This is a genomic window from Streptomyces sp. NPDC090499 (genome assembly GCF_044769305.1).
In the GTDB taxonomy this organism is placed as follows: domain Bacteria; phylum Actinomycetota; class Actinomycetes; order Streptomycetales; family Streptomycetaceae; genus Streptomyces.
In genome coordinates this window covers 752,853-771,993 of sequence record NZ_JBIVXP010000005.1, presented here as the reverse complement: position 1 = coordinate 771,993, position 19,141 = coordinate 752,853, and the positions used below count along the sequence as shown (strand labels likewise).

The 19,141-nt window shown below is 70.6% G+C and carries 23 protein-coding genes; 19 read left to right on the top strand and 4 right to left on the bottom strand.

The window, feature by feature from the left end:
* Nucleotides 1–105: 105 nt before the first annotated feature.
* The 4 genes from ACIQVL_RS22750 to ACIQVL_RS22735 are packed head-to-tail and all read right to left on the bottom strand — an operon-like array spanning nucleotide 106 to nucleotide 4,755.
* Nucleotides 106–351 (bottom strand): hypothetical protein, encoded by a 246-nt coding sequence (locus ACIQVL_RS22750; protein WP_403476210.1) that lies wholly within the window; start codon nucleotides 349–351, stop codon nucleotides 106–108.
* Entirely contained in the window at nucleotides 344–925 is a 582-nt protein-coding gene (locus tag ACIQVL_RS22745) for a DUF6262 family protein (protein ID WP_403476209.1), read from the bottom strand. The genes ACIQVL_RS22750 and ACIQVL_RS22745 overlap by 8 nt, the downstream gene beginning before the upstream one ends.
* A gap of 9 nt (nucleotides 926–934) precedes the next feature.
* Nucleotides 935–3,559, bottom strand: coding sequence for a tyrosine-type recombinase/integrase (locus tag ACIQVL_RS22740; protein WP_403476227.1), 2,625 nt, complete (start codon nucleotides 3,557–3,559; stop codon nucleotides 935–937).
* A 2-nt stretch (nucleotides 3,560–3,561) separates the two neighbouring features.
* On the bottom strand, nucleotides 3,562–4,755 hold the full coding sequence (locus ACIQVL_RS22735; RefSeq protein ID WP_403476208.1) for a tyrosine-type recombinase/integrase: 1,194 nt from the start codon (nucleotides 4,753–4,755) through the stop codon (nucleotides 3,562–3,564).
* Between the two features lie 110 nt (nucleotides 4,756–4,865).
* Here ACIQVL_RS22735 and ACIQVL_RS22730 point away from each other — a divergent pair, with 110 nt between their 5' ends.
* The 19 genes from ACIQVL_RS22730 to ACIQVL_RS22640 all read left to right on the top strand — a co-directional run bounded on the left by ACIQVL_RS22730 (nucleotide 4,866) and on the right by ACIQVL_RS22640 (nucleotide 19,131).
* The gene (locus ACIQVL_RS22730; protein WP_403476207.1) at nucleotides 4,866–5,747 is read left to right on the top strand and encodes a hypothetical protein; all 882 of its coding nucleotides are present in this window, start codon (nucleotides 4,866–4,868) and stop codon (nucleotides 5,745–5,747) included.
* Entirely contained in the window at nucleotides 5,744–6,478 is a 735-nt protein-coding gene (locus ACIQVL_RS22725; protein WP_403476206.1) for a hypothetical protein, read from the top strand. The genes ACIQVL_RS22730 and ACIQVL_RS22725 overlap by 4 nt, the downstream gene beginning before the upstream one ends.
* Nucleotides 6,475–7,002: a hypothetical protein gene (locus tag ACIQVL_RS22720; RefSeq protein WP_403476205.1), complete on the top strand. Its 528-nt coding sequence runs from the start codon at nucleotides 6,475–6,477 to the stop codon at nucleotides 7,000–7,002. The genes ACIQVL_RS22725 and ACIQVL_RS22720 overlap by 4 nt, the downstream gene beginning before the upstream one ends.
* Before the next feature lie 187 nt (nucleotides 7,003–7,189).
* On the top strand, nucleotides 7,190–7,636 hold the full coding sequence (locus ACIQVL_RS22715) for a hypothetical protein (RefSeq protein WP_403476204.1): 447 nt from the start codon (nucleotides 7,190–7,192) through the stop codon (nucleotides 7,634–7,636).
* A gap of 113 nt (nucleotides 7,637–7,749) precedes the next feature.
* On the top strand, nucleotides 7,750–8,244 hold the full coding sequence (locus tag ACIQVL_RS22710) for a hypothetical protein (protein WP_403476203.1): 495 nt from the start codon (nucleotides 7,750–7,752) through the stop codon (nucleotides 8,242–8,244).
* A gap of 156 nt (nucleotides 8,245–8,400) precedes the next feature.
* Nucleotides 8,401–8,622 carry a hypothetical protein gene (locus tag ACIQVL_RS22705; protein WP_403476202.1) on the top strand — a complete coding sequence of 74 codons (222 nt, stop codon included), beginning with the start codon at nucleotides 8,401–8,403 and terminating at the stop codon, nucleotides 8,620–8,622.
* A 132-nt stretch (nucleotides 8,623–8,754) separates the two neighbouring features.
* Nucleotides 8,755–9,960: an AAA family ATPase gene (locus ACIQVL_RS22700; RefSeq protein WP_403476201.1), complete on the top strand. Its 1,206-nt coding sequence runs from the start codon at nucleotides 8,755–8,757 to the stop codon at nucleotides 9,958–9,960.
* Nucleotides 9,957–11,756, top strand: coding sequence for a hypothetical protein (locus ACIQVL_RS22695; RefSeq protein WP_403476200.1), 1,800 nt, complete (start codon nucleotides 9,957–9,959; stop codon nucleotides 11,754–11,756). The genes ACIQVL_RS22700 and ACIQVL_RS22695 overlap by 4 nt, the downstream gene beginning before the upstream one ends.
* A 34-nt stretch (nucleotides 11,757–11,790) precedes the next feature.
* Nucleotides 11,791–12,288, top strand: a complete 498-nt coding sequence (locus ACIQVL_RS22690) for a hypothetical protein (RefSeq protein ID WP_403476199.1) — start codon at nucleotides 11,791–11,793, stop codon at nucleotides 12,286–12,288.
* A gap of 99 nt (nucleotides 12,289–12,387) precedes the next feature.
* Nucleotides 12,388–12,813: a hypothetical protein gene (locus tag ACIQVL_RS22685; RefSeq protein WP_403476198.1), complete on the top strand. Its 426-nt coding sequence runs from the start codon at nucleotides 12,388–12,390 to the stop codon at nucleotides 12,811–12,813.
* A 776-nt stretch (nucleotides 12,814–13,589) separates the two neighbouring features.
* Entirely contained in the window at nucleotides 13,590–14,336 is a 747-nt protein-coding gene (locus ACIQVL_RS22680) for a hypothetical protein (protein WP_403476197.1), read from the top strand.
* Complete coding sequence (locus ACIQVL_RS22675) at nucleotides 14,333–14,986, top strand: hypothetical protein (RefSeq protein ID WP_403476196.1); 654 nt, start codon at nucleotides 14,333–14,335, stop codon at nucleotides 14,984–14,986. The genes ACIQVL_RS22680 and ACIQVL_RS22675 overlap by 4 nt, the downstream gene beginning before the upstream one ends.
* A gap of 121 nt (nucleotides 14,987–15,107) precedes the next feature.
* On the top strand, nucleotides 15,108–15,362 hold the full coding sequence (locus ACIQVL_RS22670; RefSeq protein WP_403436791.1) for a hypothetical protein: 255 nt from the start codon (nucleotides 15,108–15,110) through the stop codon (nucleotides 15,360–15,362).
* Nucleotides 15,363–15,384: 22 nt separating this feature from the next.
* Nucleotides 15,385–15,768, top strand: coding sequence for a hypothetical protein (locus tag ACIQVL_RS22665; RefSeq protein WP_403476195.1), 384 nt, complete (start codon nucleotides 15,385–15,387; stop codon nucleotides 15,766–15,768).
* Nucleotides 15,765–16,568: a DUF317 domain-containing protein gene (locus ACIQVL_RS22660; protein ID WP_403436793.1), complete on the top strand. Its 804-nt coding sequence runs from the start codon at nucleotides 15,765–15,767 to the stop codon at nucleotides 16,566–16,568. The genes ACIQVL_RS22665 and ACIQVL_RS22660 overlap by 4 nt, the downstream gene beginning before the upstream one ends.
* Nucleotides 16,569–16,596: 28 nt before the next feature.
* Nucleotides 16,597–16,953, top strand: coding sequence for a hypothetical protein (locus ACIQVL_RS22655; protein ID WP_403436794.1), 357 nt, complete (start codon nucleotides 16,597–16,599; stop codon nucleotides 16,951–16,953).
* Nucleotides 16,944–17,762, top strand: a complete 819-nt coding sequence (locus ACIQVL_RS22650) for a DUF317 domain-containing protein (protein WP_403436796.1) — start codon at nucleotides 16,944–16,946, stop codon at nucleotides 17,760–17,762. The genes ACIQVL_RS22655 and ACIQVL_RS22650 overlap by 10 nt, the downstream gene beginning before the upstream one ends.
* 53 nt (nucleotides 17,763–17,815) lie before the next feature.
* On the top strand, nucleotides 17,816–18,352 hold the full coding sequence (locus ACIQVL_RS22645; protein ID WP_403476194.1) for a hypothetical protein: 537 nt from the start codon (nucleotides 17,816–17,818) through the stop codon (nucleotides 18,350–18,352).
* A 2-nt stretch (nucleotides 18,353–18,354) separates the two neighbouring features.
* Nucleotides 18,355–19,131 (top strand): DUF317 domain-containing protein, encoded by a 777-nt coding sequence (locus ACIQVL_RS22640; protein WP_403436800.1) that lies wholly within the window; start codon nucleotides 18,355–18,357, stop codon nucleotides 19,129–19,131.
* The last annotated feature ends 10 nt before the right edge of the window (nucleotides 19,132–19,141 follow it).

Here is a 19,141-nt window from a genome sequence, read left to right as displayed (position 1 = left end):
GCACACGGCAGGGCAGACAAGAAGCACCTCGGCGCACGCCACGACATTTACCACGCCCCCGGCGCGCACCGAAGGTGCGCTGGGTCGCTGACCTGTGATGATGCGTCACGTAGGCGTTCGTGACGGAGTGAAGTCCGTTGTGCAGAGGGCGGCTTCGAGTGCGTCCGCGTGGATGGACAGTGCCGCGCTGAACGCTTCGGCGGCCGGGCTGAGCCCGAAGTGGTCGGCGACGGCGTCGGCGATGCTCTCCTCGCAGTCGTCGAGGAACTTCTCGAACGCTCTCAGGAGCTTGACGAGGGACTCAGCCTCCTCTCGGTCGAGATTGATCGGGTCACGCCCTGGTTCAGTCACGGGAGGCCGCCTGCAGTTCGAGGAGTTCGGCTTCGAGGTCGGCGATGCGTTTGTCCGCGAAGCGGAGGTTGGAGCGGGCGCCGTGCAGTCGTTCCTGGAGCGACCGGTGTTCCTGCGTGACCAGGTGGAGCCGGCGCTTGAGTGTCGTGTTCTCGGTGAGGAGCTGCTGGACGGACTCGCCTGGGACCATCTGCTCCGCGTCTCGAAGCTGCCCCATGAGCTCGCCGATCCGTTGCCGCTGTGTGTGGATTTCCTTCTGGGCCTGGGTCAGTCCTTCCTCTGCGTTGAGTGCCCGTTCTCGCCAGGTGGCCTCGATCCGGTCGTGTTCCGTCTGCGCCCGGAGGTCGTGGCGGCTCTTGCTCTCGACGACAGCGTTGTGGACCAGCGCGCGTGCGCCGGTGTTCTCGTAGAGGAACGTGGCGGACACACCTGCCCGGTCGGCGATCGCGCGGACCGTGAGCCGTCCGCGTTCGCGACGGAGCTGGCCGATCGCCCTCTCGACCTGCTGGAGCTTGTCCTGCGTCTGGCGGCGGCGGGCAGCCGTGGCGGCTGCGGTCTGGGGGATGGCGGTCACGATGTCACCTCAGTCCTGTGCATCGATGGCGTACTCGTCGTCGGCTTCGAGGCCGTCGGCTTCGGCCTGCCGGACGAGTTCTTCGGCTCGGAAAGCGGTGGACCAGACCCGGCCGAAGTAGTCCTGGGGCCGGCGGAGATCGAGCTGGAGGGCTTCTTCGAGCAAGCCGACGGCGGCAAGCGCTCGCTCCAGGCCCTCGATCGCGCGGGCAGTGGGGTCGAAGACCTGATGCAGATAGTCCCTGGTGGCATCGTCCGGGGCACGCTCGGCGAGCATGCGCCACTGCTCGCGCTTGCGATGCCAGTAGACGAGGTCGGCCCCGGTCATGACGAACTCGGCACAGCTGTGGCAGTTGAGGTTGAAGGGGCAGGCGTCGCCGTCGACGACCGGCTGGAAGGTGCAGAAGCCGCCCTCGGCAGGGGTGGATCTGCGGGTGAGGTCGATCAGCATCGCCTCGGCTTCTTCCCTGGTCATGGGCTGGCTGCCGGAGAGGACGATGCCCGGCTCGAACGATCCCGGGCCGCTGACCCAGACGGTCTGCAAAGCGTCGTTGAGGCGGGGGTCGGTATTGGCGATGTGGGTGTAGTGCTCGGCCATCGCCTCGGAGACCTGCCCGAGGTAGCGCTTGACGTGGGTGAGATTCGCGCCTGCCTTCAGCAGGTTGGTGGCCAGGGTGTGGCGGGCCTGATGCGGGACGGCCTTGCCGATGTCCAGAGTGAGGACCCAGTCACCGAACAGGGCGAGGAACCAGTTGTAGCCGGTGCCCTTGAGGAGTTCGCGGTTGGTGTGTTTGCGGGGGAACAGGGCGAGTTCAAGGCGCTCCTGCTCGGTCGGCGGGCGTCCCTTGCGCTGGACGAAGCGTGCGGTGGTCTTGGCCTGGCGCTCTTTGACCCGGCGGTAGAACCGCTCGGGGATACGGATGCCCTCGTCGAAGTTGCCGACCTTGGTCTGGTCGTGCCAGAACATGGGGACGTTGCCGAGTCGGCCGACGCATTCCAGGCGGACGTCGAGGATCTCGGTGCAGCGCCGGCCTGTGGCGACGAGGCCCTCCCAGATGTCCCGCAGTCCGCGGTCCTCGACATCGCGGGCCGCCAGCAGCTGGAGGTTTGCCTCGTTGGCGAGTGCGCGGGCGACGTCGTCGGAGAAGGGCTTGCGGCGCCGTTTGGTCTTGGGGCCGTAAGGCAGGGCGATGATGAACCGGCGGTCCAGACCGATGCGTTCAGCCTCTCCCGATTCCAGTCCGGCCCGCAGGATCCTGCGGGCGCCGTCGAAGGCGGTGGACATCGTGCCGGGAGTGGTGGGCCCGTTCTCCAGCGAATTCCCGTTGGCCCGTTGTCCGAGGGCCGGCAGTCTGTGGCGTGCCCGGTGCCGTTGGTCCGCCACGAAGTCGACCATGTGGGCTTCGGTCAGCAAAGTGGGGTCGTGTCCGCCGTGCGGGGCTTCGATCTCCAGGTAGGCACTCAACTCGATGCAGCCGCGCCGGTCGAAGTCGAACGGGCCGCGCGATCGCGCCTGTCCCGCCAGGAGCCGGGCGGCCATCAGGTCCCAGCACATGTCCCGCAGCCACCGCTGGGTGATCCGGGTCAGGTCGATGTGACTGCGGGTGCGCGGATAGCGGACCCCGAAGTGCTCGGTCTCGATGAAGCCGGCCTCCCTGGTGTCCTCGCGGGTGAAGTAGACCAGCCGCAGATAGTGCAGCATCACCTTGGCCATGTGCCGGGTATGCCGCTTGCAGGCGTCCAGGTCGATGTCAGCCAGCGAGTTCACGTCCTGTCGCCGGCATTCGTCGATGAGCCGCTGGATCCAGGAGATGGACCAGACGCTGCCCTCCTCACCCCGCGTGTGGTGGTCGATGCACCACTTGATCTCGGCCTTGGCCAACGGCCGCAGGCCCAGAAGTGTCAGGGTGCCGTTGACCCGGTGCGGCGGGTCGGTCTCCTGACACCACTTCACGAACCGGGCCTCGTCGTCGTAACTGACCGGAACCGGCTCACCGGTCTCGGCCAGCTTCCGGCTCCAGTACTGCGGCAGACGGGCCCCACCGGGATTCTTCTGCTCGATGTAGCTGGCGCGGTGACGATGACACAGCCCCAGCGGGTGCTCTGCGGTGCAGTGGCACGACCTGACCCGGCACCGCCCAAAACCGGGGAAAGGCCGGGCCACCTCGGTCAGCCAGTCGTCGAAGACAGCTTCCCGCTGGTGTTTCTTGCGGGCGTAGCGGCGGTGCGCGTTCCACTGCTGGGAGTGGAAGTAACACAGCTGATTCCGGCTGCGGGCCGGGACGTTCGGGCAGACCAGGCAGGGCGGCGGCGACAGCCAGGCCAGAGGCGGCTTCGGCCGGGCGATGGCACGAAAGTCCGCGATGTTCCCGCCCGCCCGGCGCATGGCGCGCCACTCGTCCTCGTGGTCCTTGCAGAAATCGAGGCGTGCATCCCGGGTCCGCTCGCAGCCCTCGACGCCGCAGCCCCAGCCGTAGAACGGATGCTCGCGCGGGATGTGCATCACGTCCGGCCGCAGCACCGCATCGAACGCCGGCGCCGAGATCAGCGCGCTCAGCACCTCCAGCCGGTCCCGCGTCGTGCGCGTCGTCCGCGCCGCCGGCCCCACCAGCGTCAGCAACCGGGCGGCGGTCATCGTCACGCCTGTTCACCCCAGACCTTGTTCAGCACGGCGACGAACTGCGGAGAGTGCAGGTCAGGATGCCCGTAGACCTCATCGACCATCTGAGCCGAGGCCCAGTTCCCGGCCGCCTTGGCCACCTGCGGATCGTTGTTGCTCGCATCCATGACGTCGTTCGTGAACTGATGGCGGAACGCCTGCGGCCTGATCCGGCCCGGCAGTTCGGCCCGGCGTCCGGCTCTGCGCAGCATGCCGCGTGCCGCGTCCGCCGACCACGGCTCGCCCCGGCGCGGGCCGGCCAACTGGATCAGCAGCATGCCGTGGCCCGCGGCGTACTGGGCGTACTCCGTCGTCATGTACGTGTAGTAGCTGCTGACCATGGCCGGACTGACACGGTAAATCTCGCCCTTCGTGACCACGCCGTCGACCGTCTCCCAGTCCGGCTTGATCTTCGCAGCAGCCCCGTTCGGGTTGCCCCACCGGTGACAGACATGGGCATGAGGGCTCTTGCACTCGCCGCAGTCCGCGTTGTCCCGCAGGTGCAGATCGGCCAGATGCAGGCCGGTCAGGCCGCCGATGCGCATACTCGTATCGGACAGCCAGGTCACGACCATCGCGTCCCGGGCCGTGTTCACGACGTCCAGGAGGCCGCCCCGGGCCCCGTCCGGCAGCATCTTGGGGTGGCGACGCCGTGTTCCCCGCTTCGGCGCCAGCGGGTTGACCGGCATCGACGTCTTCACATGCCCCAGAAGGGCCCGGTCACGGTCGGCCCGAGTGGGAAGACGGCGGGCCTCCAGAGCGGCCTTCAACTCCGGGTTCACACCACTCATCGCGCATTGATGCAGGTAGAAGCCCTTCAGACAGGACGCCGAGATCTCCAGTGCCGACGTGCCGTACGGACGCTTCGGCGGCACCCGCCACGGCTGCCCGTAGGGCATCGCCACCTTCGCCCCCACCGCCCCCTGGTAGCGCAGAAGGTCCAGCAGCGTGACCGACCCGGTCGTCAGCCGCTCACGGATCCGCCACCGCAAGTGATCGACGAGGAAGTACGCGTACGTCTTCTGCGACCCACTGCCCTCGTGCGTACGCAGGTAGCTGTCCGCCTCCTCGTCCACCGTGACGTCCGGCCAAACGATCGTGTACGACCAACCGCCCCCGGCACGAGCCAGCTTCTGTACCCGCAGGTCCCCCACGACCATCGCGCTCCGCAATCGTCCTCCTCCGTCCGCAACCAACGTCGAAAAAAGAACAGGCCAGATCGGTAAAGGGACACGAAACGCAACCCAGAACCATCCCGACGAACGACCCGGAGGCACACAAGATGGTCGGTAAAATCGCCCACTACTCGAAGATCAACAACGAGGCGAACAAACACCGCGACCGGGCACTCCTGGACACGGTCGAGGACGGGCCGCTCTACGCGCTGTCAGTGGCCGACTACAAGGAAAACGAGGGCCTGCCCCCGGCCGACCGCGAGCCGTACAAGCCGTGGTCCTACGACCTCGCCGCCACCGACGTCTACATCCCCCGCGTCCGCGCCGGCCAGCAGCGGTGGTTCGCCGCCGTCACCCGCAGCGGCAAAAAGAAGCAGCACGTCCGGGTGATGGTCCTCGCCCAGCAGGCCACAACGAAGCGGTGGGAGATGGTCGCCGCGGTCGACCTCGACGACCCGAAGAAGCTCCCGAAGATCTCCCTAGACGCCGACGGCTACGCCACCGCCCTGGACGCCACCTCCAGCAAGGACGCCCCCACGCCGGTCACCACCTTGCGTACCGCCGTCGGCGACAACTTCGCCACGGGCGGCGACCTGAGCGCAAGGAAGGTCTTCACCTCTTCGAAGGCGACTGCCCGGCAGATCAAGGCGCACGACAAGACGGTGCACAAGTTCGGCAGCCAGGGCGTCACCACGTTCTCGGCCGCCGCCCCCGAGTTCACCGGCAGCTACGCGTTGAAGGCCGCCGACGGCCAGGCCCTCGTCATGTTCGCCCACAACCACACCCAGCGCGACACCGTCTTCTCCGGCTTCGAGATCATCCCGGAGAAGAACGACCGCGCCTGGCTCGGCACCACCAACAGCCCTTACTTCACATACGAGTTCACCTGCTCCGACGTCGCCGCCGTCCCCACCACGCGGGGCAAGTCGACGCTGCTCGGCTACACCTGCCGCCGCACCGACGCCCACGGCATGACCGCCTCCTCGTGACCAGCCACGCCGACGACCACCCCCACGAGGAACCTCCCGTGCACCTCGCCGAGTTCACCCATGCTCTCGCCGAGCGGCTGCCCGGCTGGCGGCCCTCCCCCCACACCGTGCTCATTGCCGCCGACCCGGCGGGCGCACGGATGTGGGACAGCGGCCCCATGCCGTACACGGCCTACGAAGCCGGCGCCCGGCGCACCGTGCTCACCCACCACTGGGGCCTCCAGCTCTACGTCCTGCCCCGCCCCCACCGCCCCAGGCAGTACCTGGTGCTGCCGATGCTGCCCGCGAACACCAGCTACTGGCATGTCCGCGGCATCCGGGCCCCGCGCGGCATCGCCGTTCCCGACGACCCGGTCCGGGCCGCAGCCGCCCTGCACCGCCGACTGCTGCTCGCCTACCGGCTCGCCGCCCCGATCGCGATCCGGCGCAGCAGTCCGGGCTACCTGCAGGTCCACGTCGCCTTCGACGACCAGCAGCGCCCCCGGATCCGCTCCGGCTACCTCGGTGCCAACACCGAACTCCTCGCACACGGCGGGTTCCTCCTCGACCCCGCGACCGGCGAGTGCCACCTCCCCGACGCCCTCAGCCCCCAGGAGGTACGGCGCCACCTGATCACCAGCCTGCAGCGCCTGCGGCACCGCAACTTCCACATCACCCTGCACACCAACGACGGACCACGTACGCACCCGCCCCTGCCAGGAGCAGCCGCTTACAAGGGAAAGCGCCGATGAGCCTGAGCAACGACGCCTTCGTTCACGCCCGCCTGACCACCTGGCAGCGACGCATCACCGAGACCGCCGCCGCCCTCGTGCCTCCCGAGGCCGACAACGCGCGGGCCGCCATCACACCCACCACCGACGAACTGGTCGCCGTGCACAACCTCGCGACTGGTCTCCTCGCGGATCTTCGCCAGTCCGCCGACAACCCCCTCGCCGCCACGACCGTGGGACGCGAGTACCTGGCGCAGTTGGCGACCGCGCTCGTACACACCAACCGGGCCGCCACGCATCTGAGCACGGCCCTCACCGCACTCGCCGATACCCACCGCCTCGCCTACCGGCATGCCCCCGCCGCCACGCCCGAAAGCCAACTGGCCCTGACGCTCGGGCACGCGGCGGCGCTGCGCAGTCTGAAACGGGCGCTGCAATCCGTCACCGGTCCCCCGCCCAAGCCCGCACCGACGCCGGGCGTCGCCGAGCAACACCAGCGGGCCACCGATGCCTCAGGCCCCCAGTCTCCACGCCGCCGGCCCTAGACCTGTTCCGCCAAGTCCTGCGCGTCCTGGCAGTTTTGGAGTACCTCTGTCCACCCGCTGTTTCATCGCCCGGCCCACCGAATCCGGCTACGACGGCATCTATGTCCACCTCGACGGTGATCCGAGCCAGAAGCTCCCCCTCCTGCTCGCCGCCTACCGACACCGGTTCGGCAAGGACGTCGAGGCCATGACCCGGCACCTCATCGACGACGTGGCCGTCGGCTGGGACGAACTCGGCACCGATCTCCTCGACGACGCTCCGCCCGCACTCGTGAACGCGCTGACCGGCGGCGAGCACTGGCCCAGCCGAACCCTCGACCACCTGGTCACCTCTGACGGCTCCCCGCCGGTCCGCATGTCGGTCACCGAAACGACCGCCGGCGAGCAGGACATGCAGTGGGGGTACGTCCTGCACAAGGAGGGCGTCGAGGTGATCAGCCTCCTGCACGAGGACATCGGCCCGCTCGTGAGCTGGTCCGTGGACCCGCGCACCGCCTTCAACGACCACCCGGCTGCCTGGTCCTCCCTCGACACCCCGCCCTCCATCCGGACACCGCGCGGACGCCGGCCTCAAAGCGCTCCTGCCGCAGCCCCGTCACAGGCCAGCCCCTCGCGCCCCGCCGCCCGCCGCTAGTTCACCCTCGTCATCCCGGAGACCTCCTGTCGACCAGTTCCTTCATTGCCCGCCGCACCAGCGACGGCTACAGCGGCATCGGCGTCCACTACATCGGCCAGCCGAGTCACAAGGTGCCCCTGCTCCTCGCCGCGTTCCAGTACCGCTTCAACCGTGACGTGGACGCCATGGCGCACCACCTCATCGACAGCGTCACCCTGGGCTGGGACACCCTGGGCACCGATCTCCTCGACGGGGCACCCCCCGCGCTGGTCACCGAGCTGACCGGCGGTATGCAGTTTCGCAGCAGGGCCCTCGACAACTTCCTGATCACCCCGGACGGCTCCCCGCCCGCCCGCGAAACCATCACCCCGCAGTCAGCCGCTGAACAGGACTTCGAGTGGGGCTACATCCTGCGCCCGGGGAGCATCGAAGTCATCAGCGTCAGGATCCAGGCGGGCTGGGGACCGCTCGTCCCCTGGGACACCGACCCCCTCACTCGCTTCAGCGATCACCCCGCCCACTGGACCTTCGATAAACCGCCTCCAGTGATTGCGCCCGCCCGCGCTGCCCGGGCCGCGAAGCCCCCATCCAGCACCGCGTCCCGGCGCAACACCACACGCCGTTGAACCACCCTCGTGCCGCGCAGACCATGACCTGGCCGCACCCCTGATCACGGTGGTCACCAAGCTCCGGGCCCGCCTCGTCTTCGCCCAACACCCCACCGCTTTCCCGCCACCACCGATAGGAGATCCGCCTTGCCCGAAACGCCAGCAGAGCCATTCATGACGATCCGACACACCATCACCGGCGAGATCACCACCACCGGATACAACGCCGCCGCCCGGCGGATCCTGCTCCAGGCCGGCTTCGAAGAGACACCAGGCTGCGCCTACCGAGCGACGGAACCCGGTACGGAGCAGACGCACGGGCCTGCTCGGCAGCCAGCGAGCTGCTCGTCGCCGGCCATCCCGTGCACCTGGACCGAGCCCTCGGTCGGCCGGTGAGCGCCGACGGTACGCCCCGGTTGGCCCGGTCGCCGATATCGGCACAGTCCGTGATCCGCTCCGAGAGCGGGCCAGCCTCTCCAGCGCATCGCCAGCCCCGCCCGCACCCGTACCTGTTGAAGGGGCCTCGTTTTGACCACACCCGGAACGCCTACCGGTCCAGCGCGCACCAAGGGCGGCGAACTACGGGCCAAGGTAGCCCGACTGCTCGCCGACCGGCCAGCGGATACGCTCACCATCGGGGACATTGCCAGGCAGCTGGGCCACTCCCACGGCGCCGTCCGCAACGCCGCCCTCACCCTGGTGCGACGCGGGGAGGCCGACCAAGGCGGAACCGGACAACCGGAGTTCCGCGCGAACGCGAAAACCGCCGCAGCCGCACAGACCGCTGTAATCAGCCCACCGGGCACCCACTCTCCCCGCGCCCAAGCGGCCACGGCCCGCACGACCATTCCCGCCGCAGCCACGCCCAGGCAGACCGGCCCGATCCGCCGCGCGGGGGGCCAGGTCTACCACCCCCGGGAGCTGGCCGATCTGCCCGACGTCGAGGCGTTGAATCGCTTGCGCGACGCCGACGTACCGGTGCTGCTCTACGGCCCTCCGGGCACCGGCAAGACGAGTCTGGTCGAGGCGGCGTTCCCGGACCTGCTCACCGTCGCCGGTGACGGCGACACCACGGTCGGCGACTTGATCGGCGAGTACACACAGGACGACGCAGGAGCCTACGTCTTCCAGTACGGTCCGCTGGTCACCGCGATGACCGAGGGCCGCGCCCTGCTGATCGACGATGCCACCTTGATCTCACCAAAGGTCCTGGCGGCGCTGTATCCCGCGATGGACGGGCGCAAGCAGATCCAGGTCAAAGCCCACAAGGGCGAGACCATCAAGGCCGAGCCGGGCTTCTACGTGGTGGCGGGCCACAATCCCGGCGTCCACGGGGCGGTTTTGACGGAGGCGCTCGCAAGCCGGTTCAGCGTGCAAATCCAGATCGGCACGGACTATGACCTGGCCCTGGCGCTGAGGATCGATGCCCGGGTGGTCCGGGTCGCCCGACACCTCTCCCGCCAAGTCGAACTCGGCGAGCTGGGCTGGGCCCCCCAACTGCGAGAGCTGCTCAGCTACCAGAAAACCGAGGCCGTCCTCGGCACCAAAGCCGCGCTCGCGAACCTGGTCGGCATCGCCCCTCTGGAGGATCGCGACGCCGTCGCCGCTGCCGTCATCAAGGCTGCCGGCGTCAAGGAGGTCGCTCCCCTCACCCTCGGCAAGCAGCTTTCCGCCTCGGCCGTCCGGCAGCCCCCGGGCAGCACCGGCTCCGCGCACCGGGGCCGCTCGCGATGAGCGCCCACCACCACGTCCAGTCCCCCGCCACCACGCCGGACGACGACGCCGACCTCGCGCGATGGGACGACGACGGCGCCCCGCCCACGCAACCCCGTTCCTCCCCGGACGCGTGGCTGCGCGTGGGAGCCGAACTCGGCGATCGGCTGGTCGCCCTCTCCGGCCGCCAGGACCTCCTCGTCACCTGCCGCCCCGGCACGCGCAGCGGCGCACCGGCCGCGTTCTTCCCCACTCTGGGCGAGGTCGAGTTCGACGCCGGCCTGTTCGCCCCGCTCCAGCCCCACGAGATCCATCCGCGGATCGTGGGCGACGAGGAGCAGTATCCCGCCGCCTGGGGAGTGTTCGTCCACGAGGCCGCGCACGCGGCCCACTCCCTCTGGACGGCGCCAGCCGGAGCGAACCCCCGTGTCGTCGACGCCGCGCTCCTGCTGGAGGAGAGCCGTGTCGAAGGCGCACACCTGATCACGCGGCCCACGGACCGCACGTACCTGCGCACCAGTGCCCGAACCCTGGTCATGCCCGACATCGCCCACCCCACCCTCCAGGGCATCGAGCACGCCGCCGCCGTGGCGGCCCTGGTCCTCGGCCGCCGTGACGTCGGCATCCTGGACGCCGGCGAGACCCGGGCCGTCGCCGATCTATGCGAAAAGGTGCTGGGCGCAAACCTGCTGGCCACACTCACCCGCATCTGGACCGCAGCCCACCAGTGCGCCGACCACGACGCCACGACCATCCTCGCGCACGCTCAAAAATGGTGCGACGCTCTGGACACCGCGGCCCCCGCCCTGCCCATGCCGGAGAACCTCACCGATCTGCTGTCCGGCGCCGTAGGGGTCGTCATGGACAGCACGGCAGCCACCGACGCCGCCGACCTCGCGGCACAGGCCGCAGCGACCAACGCCATGGCCGCGCAGTCCAAAGCGCAGGCTCAGGACCGCGCCCAGCGGGCCGGCCAGCGACGCAAAGCCGCCGCCACCGCCAAGTCGGTCTTCAACGCCCATGGCACCACCGTCACCCCCGACGGCACACCGGCGCCCTACGGCAACCCGGTCACCGGCACCCGCAGGCCCACCGCCGCCGAGCAGAGTGCCGCCGCGCGCCTGAGCCGCGCCCTGCGTGCCGCCGCCTACCGCGAGCGGACCGAGGAGCGGACCACCAGCCCCACCCCGCCCGGCCGCCTCAACATGCGCGCGGCCCTCGCCCGCGACGCTCAGCGCGCGGCCGGGTCGGTCCCCACCGCGGAACCGTTCACCCACACCCGCCGCCGGAACTCCCCCACCCCACCGCTGCGTGTGGGTATCGCCGTCGACGTCTCCGGCTCCATGCGTGCCGCCTGCGCGCCCGTCGCGTCCGCTGCCTGGATCGTGGCACGCGCAGCAGCCCTGACCGACCCCGACTCCCTTACCGCCACCATCGCCTACGACAGGCACCTGACCGCATTGACCCGACCCACCCACCGAGCACCAGAGCGCGTGACGACGTTCGACGCCAACGGCGGCCACCACAACCTCGGCGACGCCATCGACGCACTCGACCACGGCCTCGAACTCAGACGCCCCGGCGCCGGCCGCCTCCTCGTGATCGTCACCGACGCCCGGTACGGCAGCGACGAAACCGCTCAAGCCGTCACCCGCGTCAAGCAGCTCACGACCGCCGGCTGCGCCGTACTCCAGCTCACCCTCACCGCGAAGTCCCACCACTTGCCGGGGACCACCTTGCTGCACCTGCCCCAGCCCTCCAGCGCCCCCGCCGCCATCGCCACGGCGGCCACAGACGCCATCCGCAGGACACGCTGAGACAACACAGAAGACAGAAAGCAGGAACAACCACGTGGCAATACGTACGACCTGGACCGTGGAGCACGCCTGCTCCCACAGCGTGGATCACGACCTGTCCCATCGTCCTGCCGACCAGAGGGCGGGCTATGCCCGCTGGCTCGCGTCGAAGGACTGCACCGACTGCTGGAAGGCGGCGCGCGATACCGGATCCGAGTCCAAGCAGGAGTGGCTCGCGACGAAGCGGGCCGAGGAGCAGGAAGCGGCCGTCACCTGGGCGCAGCAGTTCGGCATGCCGCAGCTGGAGGGCCCGGAAAAGACCCTGGCCTGGGGCGAGCGCTCCCGCCACCAACTGATGACGGCCGCGTACACCGCGCTCGTCGCCGAGGGCACGTGGGACGAGGCGGACTGGGCGGAGCTGGAGGAGAAGGCCCGCGCCGTCACCCGGGCCGGATGGTGGATCGATCAGCGCGATGCCGAAGGTCCTGACCTGCTCGAACTCCTCGACGCAGCCGGTGAGACGGACCGCGGGACGGAGAACCCGTTCCGCTGACGGCGGGCAACATAGCCGCAGACCGCCGGTTAGCCAAACCGGCGTTCCTCCGGACCATTGTTCCTCCCACCCCGCCACCGTTCACGTGGAAGGAACTGCATGTCCCAGCCCCCACCCACCTCGGCGTTCGCGCCGACGGCCGACCCGCTCACTCCCGACCGGGACGTCACCCACGCCCACTTCCAGGCCGGTGACACCGTCGTCGTCCTCAAGGGGGTGGCCGGCGGGGAACTATGGGGCGACGCGATGCGCGTGGTCGCCCCGTCCTGGCACACCCCGACCGACGAGGACGGGTGGCGGCTGCGGGATGCGACCGGCGGTGCCCAGTCCTACGTCACCGCCCACCCCCGCTACCTCGTGCACCTCGCGCGCCGCTGCCCGGACTGCCTGATCCACCTGCGGGCCATGGAGGAGACGCTCCTGGCCCGGTTCGCCGGCCGCGACGAGCTGATCGACTGCGGCTGGTACACCACCACCGCCCTGGGCCAGCTCGTGCACATCGCCGATATCCGCAGCGGCCGGTGACCGCCGTCGGGCCCAACGCCCAACGATCTCCCCGGGAGAAACGTCTCCTTGCCCCGTACTGACCGCTTCCTGGACATCCGCCGCGACCCGCACTCCGACGAACTCCTCGCCCGCGGCGGCGACTCCGAGGCACACAGCATCCTTGAGCGCGCGGGTTTCGTCGCCGTCGTCCGCCTCCACGAGACGTACCACTGGGCCCCCGCCGTCCTCGCCAAGGACGACGAGTCCCGCCTCGCCACCAACGCCGTCGCACGCCTGCGGGCAGCCGGATACCACGTCGACTGCGACCCGCACTTCGACTCCGATGCCCGGCCCGTGCGCTATCCCGCCCTCGGCTCCTCAGTCTCCCGCCTCGCCGAGCGTCTGCGTGAAGCCACCGACACCGACGAAGCAGCCCGGATCCTCACCGAACTGACCGCGCCTCACGACGGCGTCCTCGCCGGGCTGGATGACACCCTCGGCGCCCTGGCGGAGTTCCTCGACGGCCTCGGCAACCCCTCCGACCCCTACACCGCCCGGCGCCTGCGCTACCTCGCCGACGAATACGTACGCGTCATCCGCTCCGACCTCGCACACACCCGCGCACGGCTGGCCGACCAGGTACGCCCCTCACCCCGGCCGCCGGTCCTGTCTCGAACAGGTTCCCGACCACGAGACCGAACGCTCCGCGGTGTGCGCCTGCCTACCACCGCCGCGTGCGCTGCCGGCCCCGGCGCCACCGCCCGTCAGTGCCACCCGCCTGCGCCGCTGACCCCCTGCAACTGCCCAAGGACACCATGCACGACCATGACACCTCCGAGCGCCTCGCCTCGTACGCCGACGTTCTTGCCGGTGAACTCCCCGACACCTGGACGAGCTCCTACCTGGAGCCGGACGCCAAGGACGACCTCGCCGAACTCGCCGAACGCATATGGGACCTGGACCTGGTCGCCGCCTCCCTCGCCGAGCATCCGCTGAAGCAAGCGGCCGTCCTGAGCCGGCCCGACGGCGCGCAGCTCGTCATTGTGGACCGGTACGACGAGCGCGACGGGTTCCTCGTCGCCGCCGTCGCCCCGCACGCCCTGCCCAACGAGGCGTACCGCGCCGTCCGCGAGCCCAACGGCATCGCCCTGGCCGACGACCCGTTCCTGGGCGCCGAACAGGTCGCCGGCGACCTGCTCGCCCGCTACGACCGCGCCCTCGCCCAGGCCCGCCACAACGCCCTGGGCCACATCCGGCCCTCCCAGCCGGACCGGGTCGTTCTGACCTGGCAGTCGGACGGCAGCATCGCCACCGCACCCGCCGACGACCGCGCCAGCGCTGTCCTGATAGCCCACGGCTTCGTCCATGATCCGCAGAGCGGTATCTACCGTCTGCGCGGTGACGACACCCAGCCCCAGGCCCGGACCCTGCGCGAGATCGGCCCGCGGCTGGACGCGCTCGGCATCGGCATCGCTCTGCAGCATCCCGCGGGCCGGACCGCGCCCGCTACCGCGTCGCCCGTCCCCGCCAACGCGCGTACGACGACCGCCCGGTCTCGGTGAAGCAGACGGAGCCCGACTTCTGGGTGCTGGAGTACGTCACCATCACCAGGGACCCCCGCACCGACCTGGTCGTGGCCGTCGGTGGCACCGAGCGGGCCGCGGACATTCTCCAGCGAACCGGGAGCTTCCTCTCCGCCCCCGGACCGCGTGGGGACTATCACCGGCTGCCGCACGGCCTGCCCGTCGAGCAGCAGCGGCTGAAGGCGACCGCCACCTCGCACGCTCTGCTCGCCGCCGGGCACAGCGTCTACCTCGACCCCGCACTGAACATGCTGGTCGTCCCGGACGGTGAACGCGAGGCCGCCCTGCGCTACCTGGCGGGACTCGCCGAGCGGGCCGCTACCGCCACCACCGGCAGCGAGGTGGCCGAGGTCCTCACCGAGGTCGCAGCCCCCGTCCAGGGGCTGCTGCCCCTCGTCAGAGAAGTCGTCGTCCGCGTCTGGATCGCCGCAGACGACTTCCAGGAGGCCGCGCCCCTCGGGAAGACCGATCCCCTCGCGCGGCTCGGAAGCACCGCCGCCTCCATGAGCGAGGCCGCGCGCGCCATCCTCCACGCCCGCAACCACGCCGCACGCTCTGGACAGCGGCCGGCCACTGCCTCACCACCGCCGGCGGGCCGCGCCCGGCCTGCGGAATCGCGCCGCCGCTGACCGCGGAGAACCTCACGGCCAACCTGGCCGACGGATGCGGCAAGGACGTCGAGACCTACATCAAGGCCCTGACGGCCAATCGGGTCCCCCCTTGCCTGCGGCGTCGGCCGCCGCACCCCGTATGGCGCCTGGGCGGTCCCGGTGCCGCAGCGGGACCGCCCATCTCACCGACCCCGAACCGGAGAAGCCCGTAGCAACCCGCACACCCCCACCGATCAGCAACCGGCTCAACACCCGACTCGCCACGGCCCTCTTCCGCCGCTATCTGCGCTCCTGCATTCCGACCGGCCCCAACTGCACCTCCCCGCTGGCCGACGGCCGTCCGGAGGCCGTCCTCGCCGAGACACAGCGCCTCGGGCAACGCCACCGCCACTGACCGTCCACCGACCCGGAGGAGCATGACCCACCCCATCCCCTACCCGGTGCGACTGGCCGACGCCATCGCCCGCCAGCTCGGCCAGCTCGCCGACCACCTCTCGCAGCTTCCCCCGCCCCAGGCCGCGCAGGTCATCGCCCGCGTGCTCGACCCGCACAACGGAGTCCTCGGCGGCGTCACCCATCTCGTCGCCACCGGCAGCGTGTTCGCCAAGGACCAGGCAGAGCGCGGCGCGCTCCCCGCGCAGGTGTGGCTCGCCCTGGGCCGTGCCTCGAACGAACTCGGCGACATCACCCTCGATCTGGACGGACACAAAGACACCCTCCAGCGCGTCGGCGCCCAGCCCGCCGCTACGGCGGCGAAGCCCCCGGCGCCCGCACCGCTCGTCGTACGGCGCCACCGGTGAAGAAGAAGCAGTGGCACGGCTGGGGACCCGGCGAGCAGGCCGAGCAGCACTACCTCGTCCAGCCCCGTGCCCTGGCCGGTGGCGGCGACGTCCGGCACGTCTCGGAGTTCCTGCGCGCCTCCGGCTGGCGCGACAAGTCCAAGACAGGCGGCCCCCTGTACACGGAGAGCCCGGACCGCGCCGTCCGTGTCGCCTACGACCCCTACAGCCTTCCCGGCGGATGGACGATCCACGGCCGGGCGGGCAGGGCGAACGGCGAGTGGTCCGCCCACCTGGGCCGGCAGACCCCGGTAGAGATCCTCGCCGGTCTGACCGACGCCCTCACCCGCCCCCGCTCCGCCCACGCCCCCAACGTCTGGGCCCCGCTGCTGGAGCAGGACTGGCACACGCGGTTCGAGGGCCAGGACTACACGGCGACGAGCCCCGACGGCACCGCGTGGATGCAGTACCGGCAGGGCCCCGACGGGGTGACGATGTGGTGGACCGGCGCGCAGGACACACAGGGCAACAGCTGGACGGCCAGCTTCACGCCGAACACCCCGATGCACCTGGTGCAAGCCTTCTCCAGCGAACTCGCCAGCCCTGACCCCGTGATGCGCCCGCGCGGACGCGTGCCGATGAGCGCGCAGATCCGTACCTGGTCGGTGTCCGTGAAGCCCTCCCAGCTCAGTGCCTGGCAGCAGGCCCGTATCACGGCGGCCCGCGCCGCCACCTGGGCCCGCAACAGCGCCCAAAGCACCAGGCCGAGCACGACCGCCCGCCCCTACACCCCGGCCGGCGGCGCACACAGCCGCCGCTGACCGCGACCGTCCCGCCCCGAGGAGCCCGATGCCCGCACTCACCCCGGACACGATCCGTACTCTGCCCGAAACGCTCGCGGACCTCACCGACTACCTGCGCGAGAACCCCGACCCCGCACAAGCCCTCGCCCTCGTCGAGCCTCTCCTCGACGAGTACACGGGACTGCCCGCCCAGTTCGCCGACACGCTGCGCGCCCTCGCCCGCGCCGTACAGGAGAACCCGGACACACCGCGCACGGCGCACGGCGACCTTCTGATCACCGAGCTGCGCACGGCCGCGTGGGAACTGGCCGACCAGCACACCCTCCACTACGTGCTGGACGATCTCCGCGACCTGTACGGCAGTTCGCCGACGAGCGAGCGGGAGTCCTGCCCGTGCCGCTGAGCGAACGACAGCTCGCCGCCTTCGCCGACAAGCACGCCTGGCGGATCCCTTTCGACACCAGCCCCCGCCATCTCGCCGGTCCCGGCGACGCACGGCACATCACCCCCGGGCTGGCCGTCGCCGGATGGCAGCGCACCTCCGACCCGCTCAGCCCCGAGATGGTGCTCACCAGCCCCGACCACCGCTACAGCCTCGGCTTCGATCCGGGAGCCGGCATGTTCGCCTGGTGGCGGCTGTGGGCGGAACGCACGGACAATGAACACGGCTGGTATGCCTACTTCGGCGAACTCGCCCCCGCTGAGATCATCTGCGGCCTCACCGACGCCCTCGTCGCCTCCACGCCCCCGGCAGACGCCACCCCTTTGGACGTGCTCGACGCCGCGGGCTGGCTCATCGACGCTCAGGGCGCGGCCAGTTCGCCGGACGGAACGTGCCGCGTTGAACGGCGTACCGAAGAACGCGACGACTCCGAGGTGTCCTGGCACATTGAGGTGCGGGATCCCGACCGAGGACGCTTCGGTCCCCGCCTGTGGGAGGCCCGGTTCGCCGCCCGCACACCCCGGCCACTGGTCAACGCCTTCGTCACCGCGCTCGCCGACCCCAGCCCCCTGCAGCGCGGCATGCACGACCGCACCGCCCACTACAGCGTCGTCCAGGAGCCCAGCCCGCTCACCCCCAAGCAGGTGGTCGAGGCACACACCGCCCGGCTCGACGCGATCCGGGCCCGGGCGCGCGCCGCCCGGCGCCAGCACAGCCAACCCGCCACGCCCCCTGCCCCAGACGCCACCCGGACACCGGCGCGCCGCTGACCTGGAAGGACACCCTGTCCATCCCCCTCTTCGACCACCACGCACACCGCGACTTGCTGCGCCACCTCGACCACTACGTGCGGGACAGCAAGAAGATCCTCGACGCCTGGGACGCCTACTCCGACGAGCACACCGACCTCGACGGCTGGCCCTACGACGACCACGCCTACGGCCTGCGCGCGAGCCAGCGCGACGCGGACACCGCCGCGGCGTTCGAGATGCTCCGCTACGGCGCCCGGCACCTGCTGGCCACCGCCGAGACACAGCTGGCCCAACTACCGGAGAAGACGGTCCAGAGCCGCTGGGTCTACCAGCTGGGCGTCCTGCACACAGCGTTCGACCGGCTCGACGAACTGCACCAGCAATGGCTGCTCACCCGCGACGCCCTCCCCGCCACCGCCAAGCCCGGCACACCGGACTTCGACGACGCCCTCGCCGAGCACCACGCCGAATCGTGGAGCTACCTCGACGACTGGGCCACCCACGGCACAGCGCTCCGGGAGATCAACACCGCGGCCCGCAAGGCCCCTTCTCCTCTGGTCCCCGCATCGGACCTCGCACCCGTCCGGCGAACCCTGGCCCGGAAGTGACCATGTCACCGACTCCCGCGACCGTCGAGGTCGACTTCGTCGCCCCGCGTCACCTCGCCGGCGGCAGCGACCCCGCCTGGATCACCGTCCCCCTCCACCGCGCCTGCGGATGGAGCCACGGCGACGACCCCCTGATGCCGCGCGCCCTGCTCTCCAGCCCCGACCAGAAGGCCCTCCTGCGCCTGGAGCCCGACCCCGACGACCAGTGGTGGGCCCTGCATCACGCCGCCGAGCCGGACCGGCCCGCCTGGTACGCGAGCTTCGGCGCCCGCACTCCGGTCGAACTGATCGCCGCCGTCACCGACGCCCTCACCGATCCGGCCCTGGCCGCCGATGCGCCGTGCGACCCGTACGGGGCACTCCGGCAGGCCGGCTGGTCACGGTACTTCGGCGACGGCCTCGTGTCCCCCGACGAGAAGGCGTACGTCGAGCGTCCGGGAACACCGGCCGATCCGGGAGCCTGGTTCTTCACCGTCACCCTCGGCACGCGCCGGAAGGTCTGGGAGGCCCGCTTCGACGTCCACACCCCGCCACGCCTCGTCGCCGCGTTCACCGCCGCGCTCGCCGACCCGAAGCCCCTGCCCCGCACCCACAGCGGGCGCGGTCTGTCAACCCTCGGCCCGAACATCGTCACCCGCAAGACCACCGGCGTACTCGCCGTACGCGTCGCTGGGGCGCTGGAAGACCGCGTTCACTCCCTCGCTGCCTGGCACGCCACCCCGCCGACGGTCCCGTTCCCTCCGCGGCAAACACCGCCCAGGCACGGCCGCAGCCGCTGACCCCCACCTC

Bases quoted from the DNA above. Each gene is read 5' to 3' on its own strand.
- ACIQVL_RS22740 (WP_403476227.1), bottom strand. From the start codon at position 3,559: ATGACCGCCGCCCGGTTGCTGACGCTGGTGGGGCCGGCGGCGCGGACG.
- ACIQVL_RS22730 (WP_403476207.1), top strand. From the start codon at position 4,866: ATGGTCGGTAAAATCGCCCACTACTCGAAGATCAACAACGAGGCGAAC.
- ACIQVL_RS22720 (WP_403476205.1), top strand. From the start codon at position 6,475: ATGAGCCTGAGCAACGACGCCTTCGTTCACGCCCGCCTGACCACCTGG.
- ACIQVL_RS22715 (WP_403476204.1), top strand. From the start codon at position 7,190: ATGACCCGGCACCTCATCGACGACGTGGCCGTCGGCTGGGACGAACTC.
- ACIQVL_RS22705 (WP_403476202.1), top strand. From the start codon at position 8,401: ATGACGATCCGACACACCATCACCGGCGAGATCACCACCACCGGATAC.
- ACIQVL_RS22695 (WP_403476200.1), top strand. From the start codon at position 9,957: ATGAGCGCCCACCACCACGTCCAGTCCCCCGCCACCACGCCGGACGAC.
- ACIQVL_RS22685 (WP_403476198.1), top strand. From the start codon at position 12,388: ATGTCCCAGCCCCCACCCACCTCGGCGTTCGCGCCGACGGCCGACCCG.
- ACIQVL_RS22680 (WP_403476197.1), top strand. From the start codon at position 13,590: ATGCACGACCATGACACCTCCGAGCGCCTCGCCTCGTACGCCGACGTT.
- ACIQVL_RS22670 (WP_403436791.1), top strand. From the start codon at position 15,108: ATGGCGCCTGGGCGGTCCCGGTGCCGCAGCGGGACCGCCCATCTCACC.
- ACIQVL_RS22665 (WP_403476195.1), top strand. From the start codon at position 15,385: ATGACCCACCCCATCCCCTACCCGGTGCGACTGGCCGACGCCATCGCC.
- ACIQVL_RS22655 (WP_403436794.1), top strand. From the start codon at position 16,597: ATGCCCGCACTCACCCCGGACACGATCCGTACTCTGCCCGAAACGCTC.
- ACIQVL_RS22640 (WP_403436800.1), top strand. From the start codon at position 18,355: ATGTCACCGACTCCCGCGACCGTCGAGGTCGACTTCGTCGCCCCGCGT.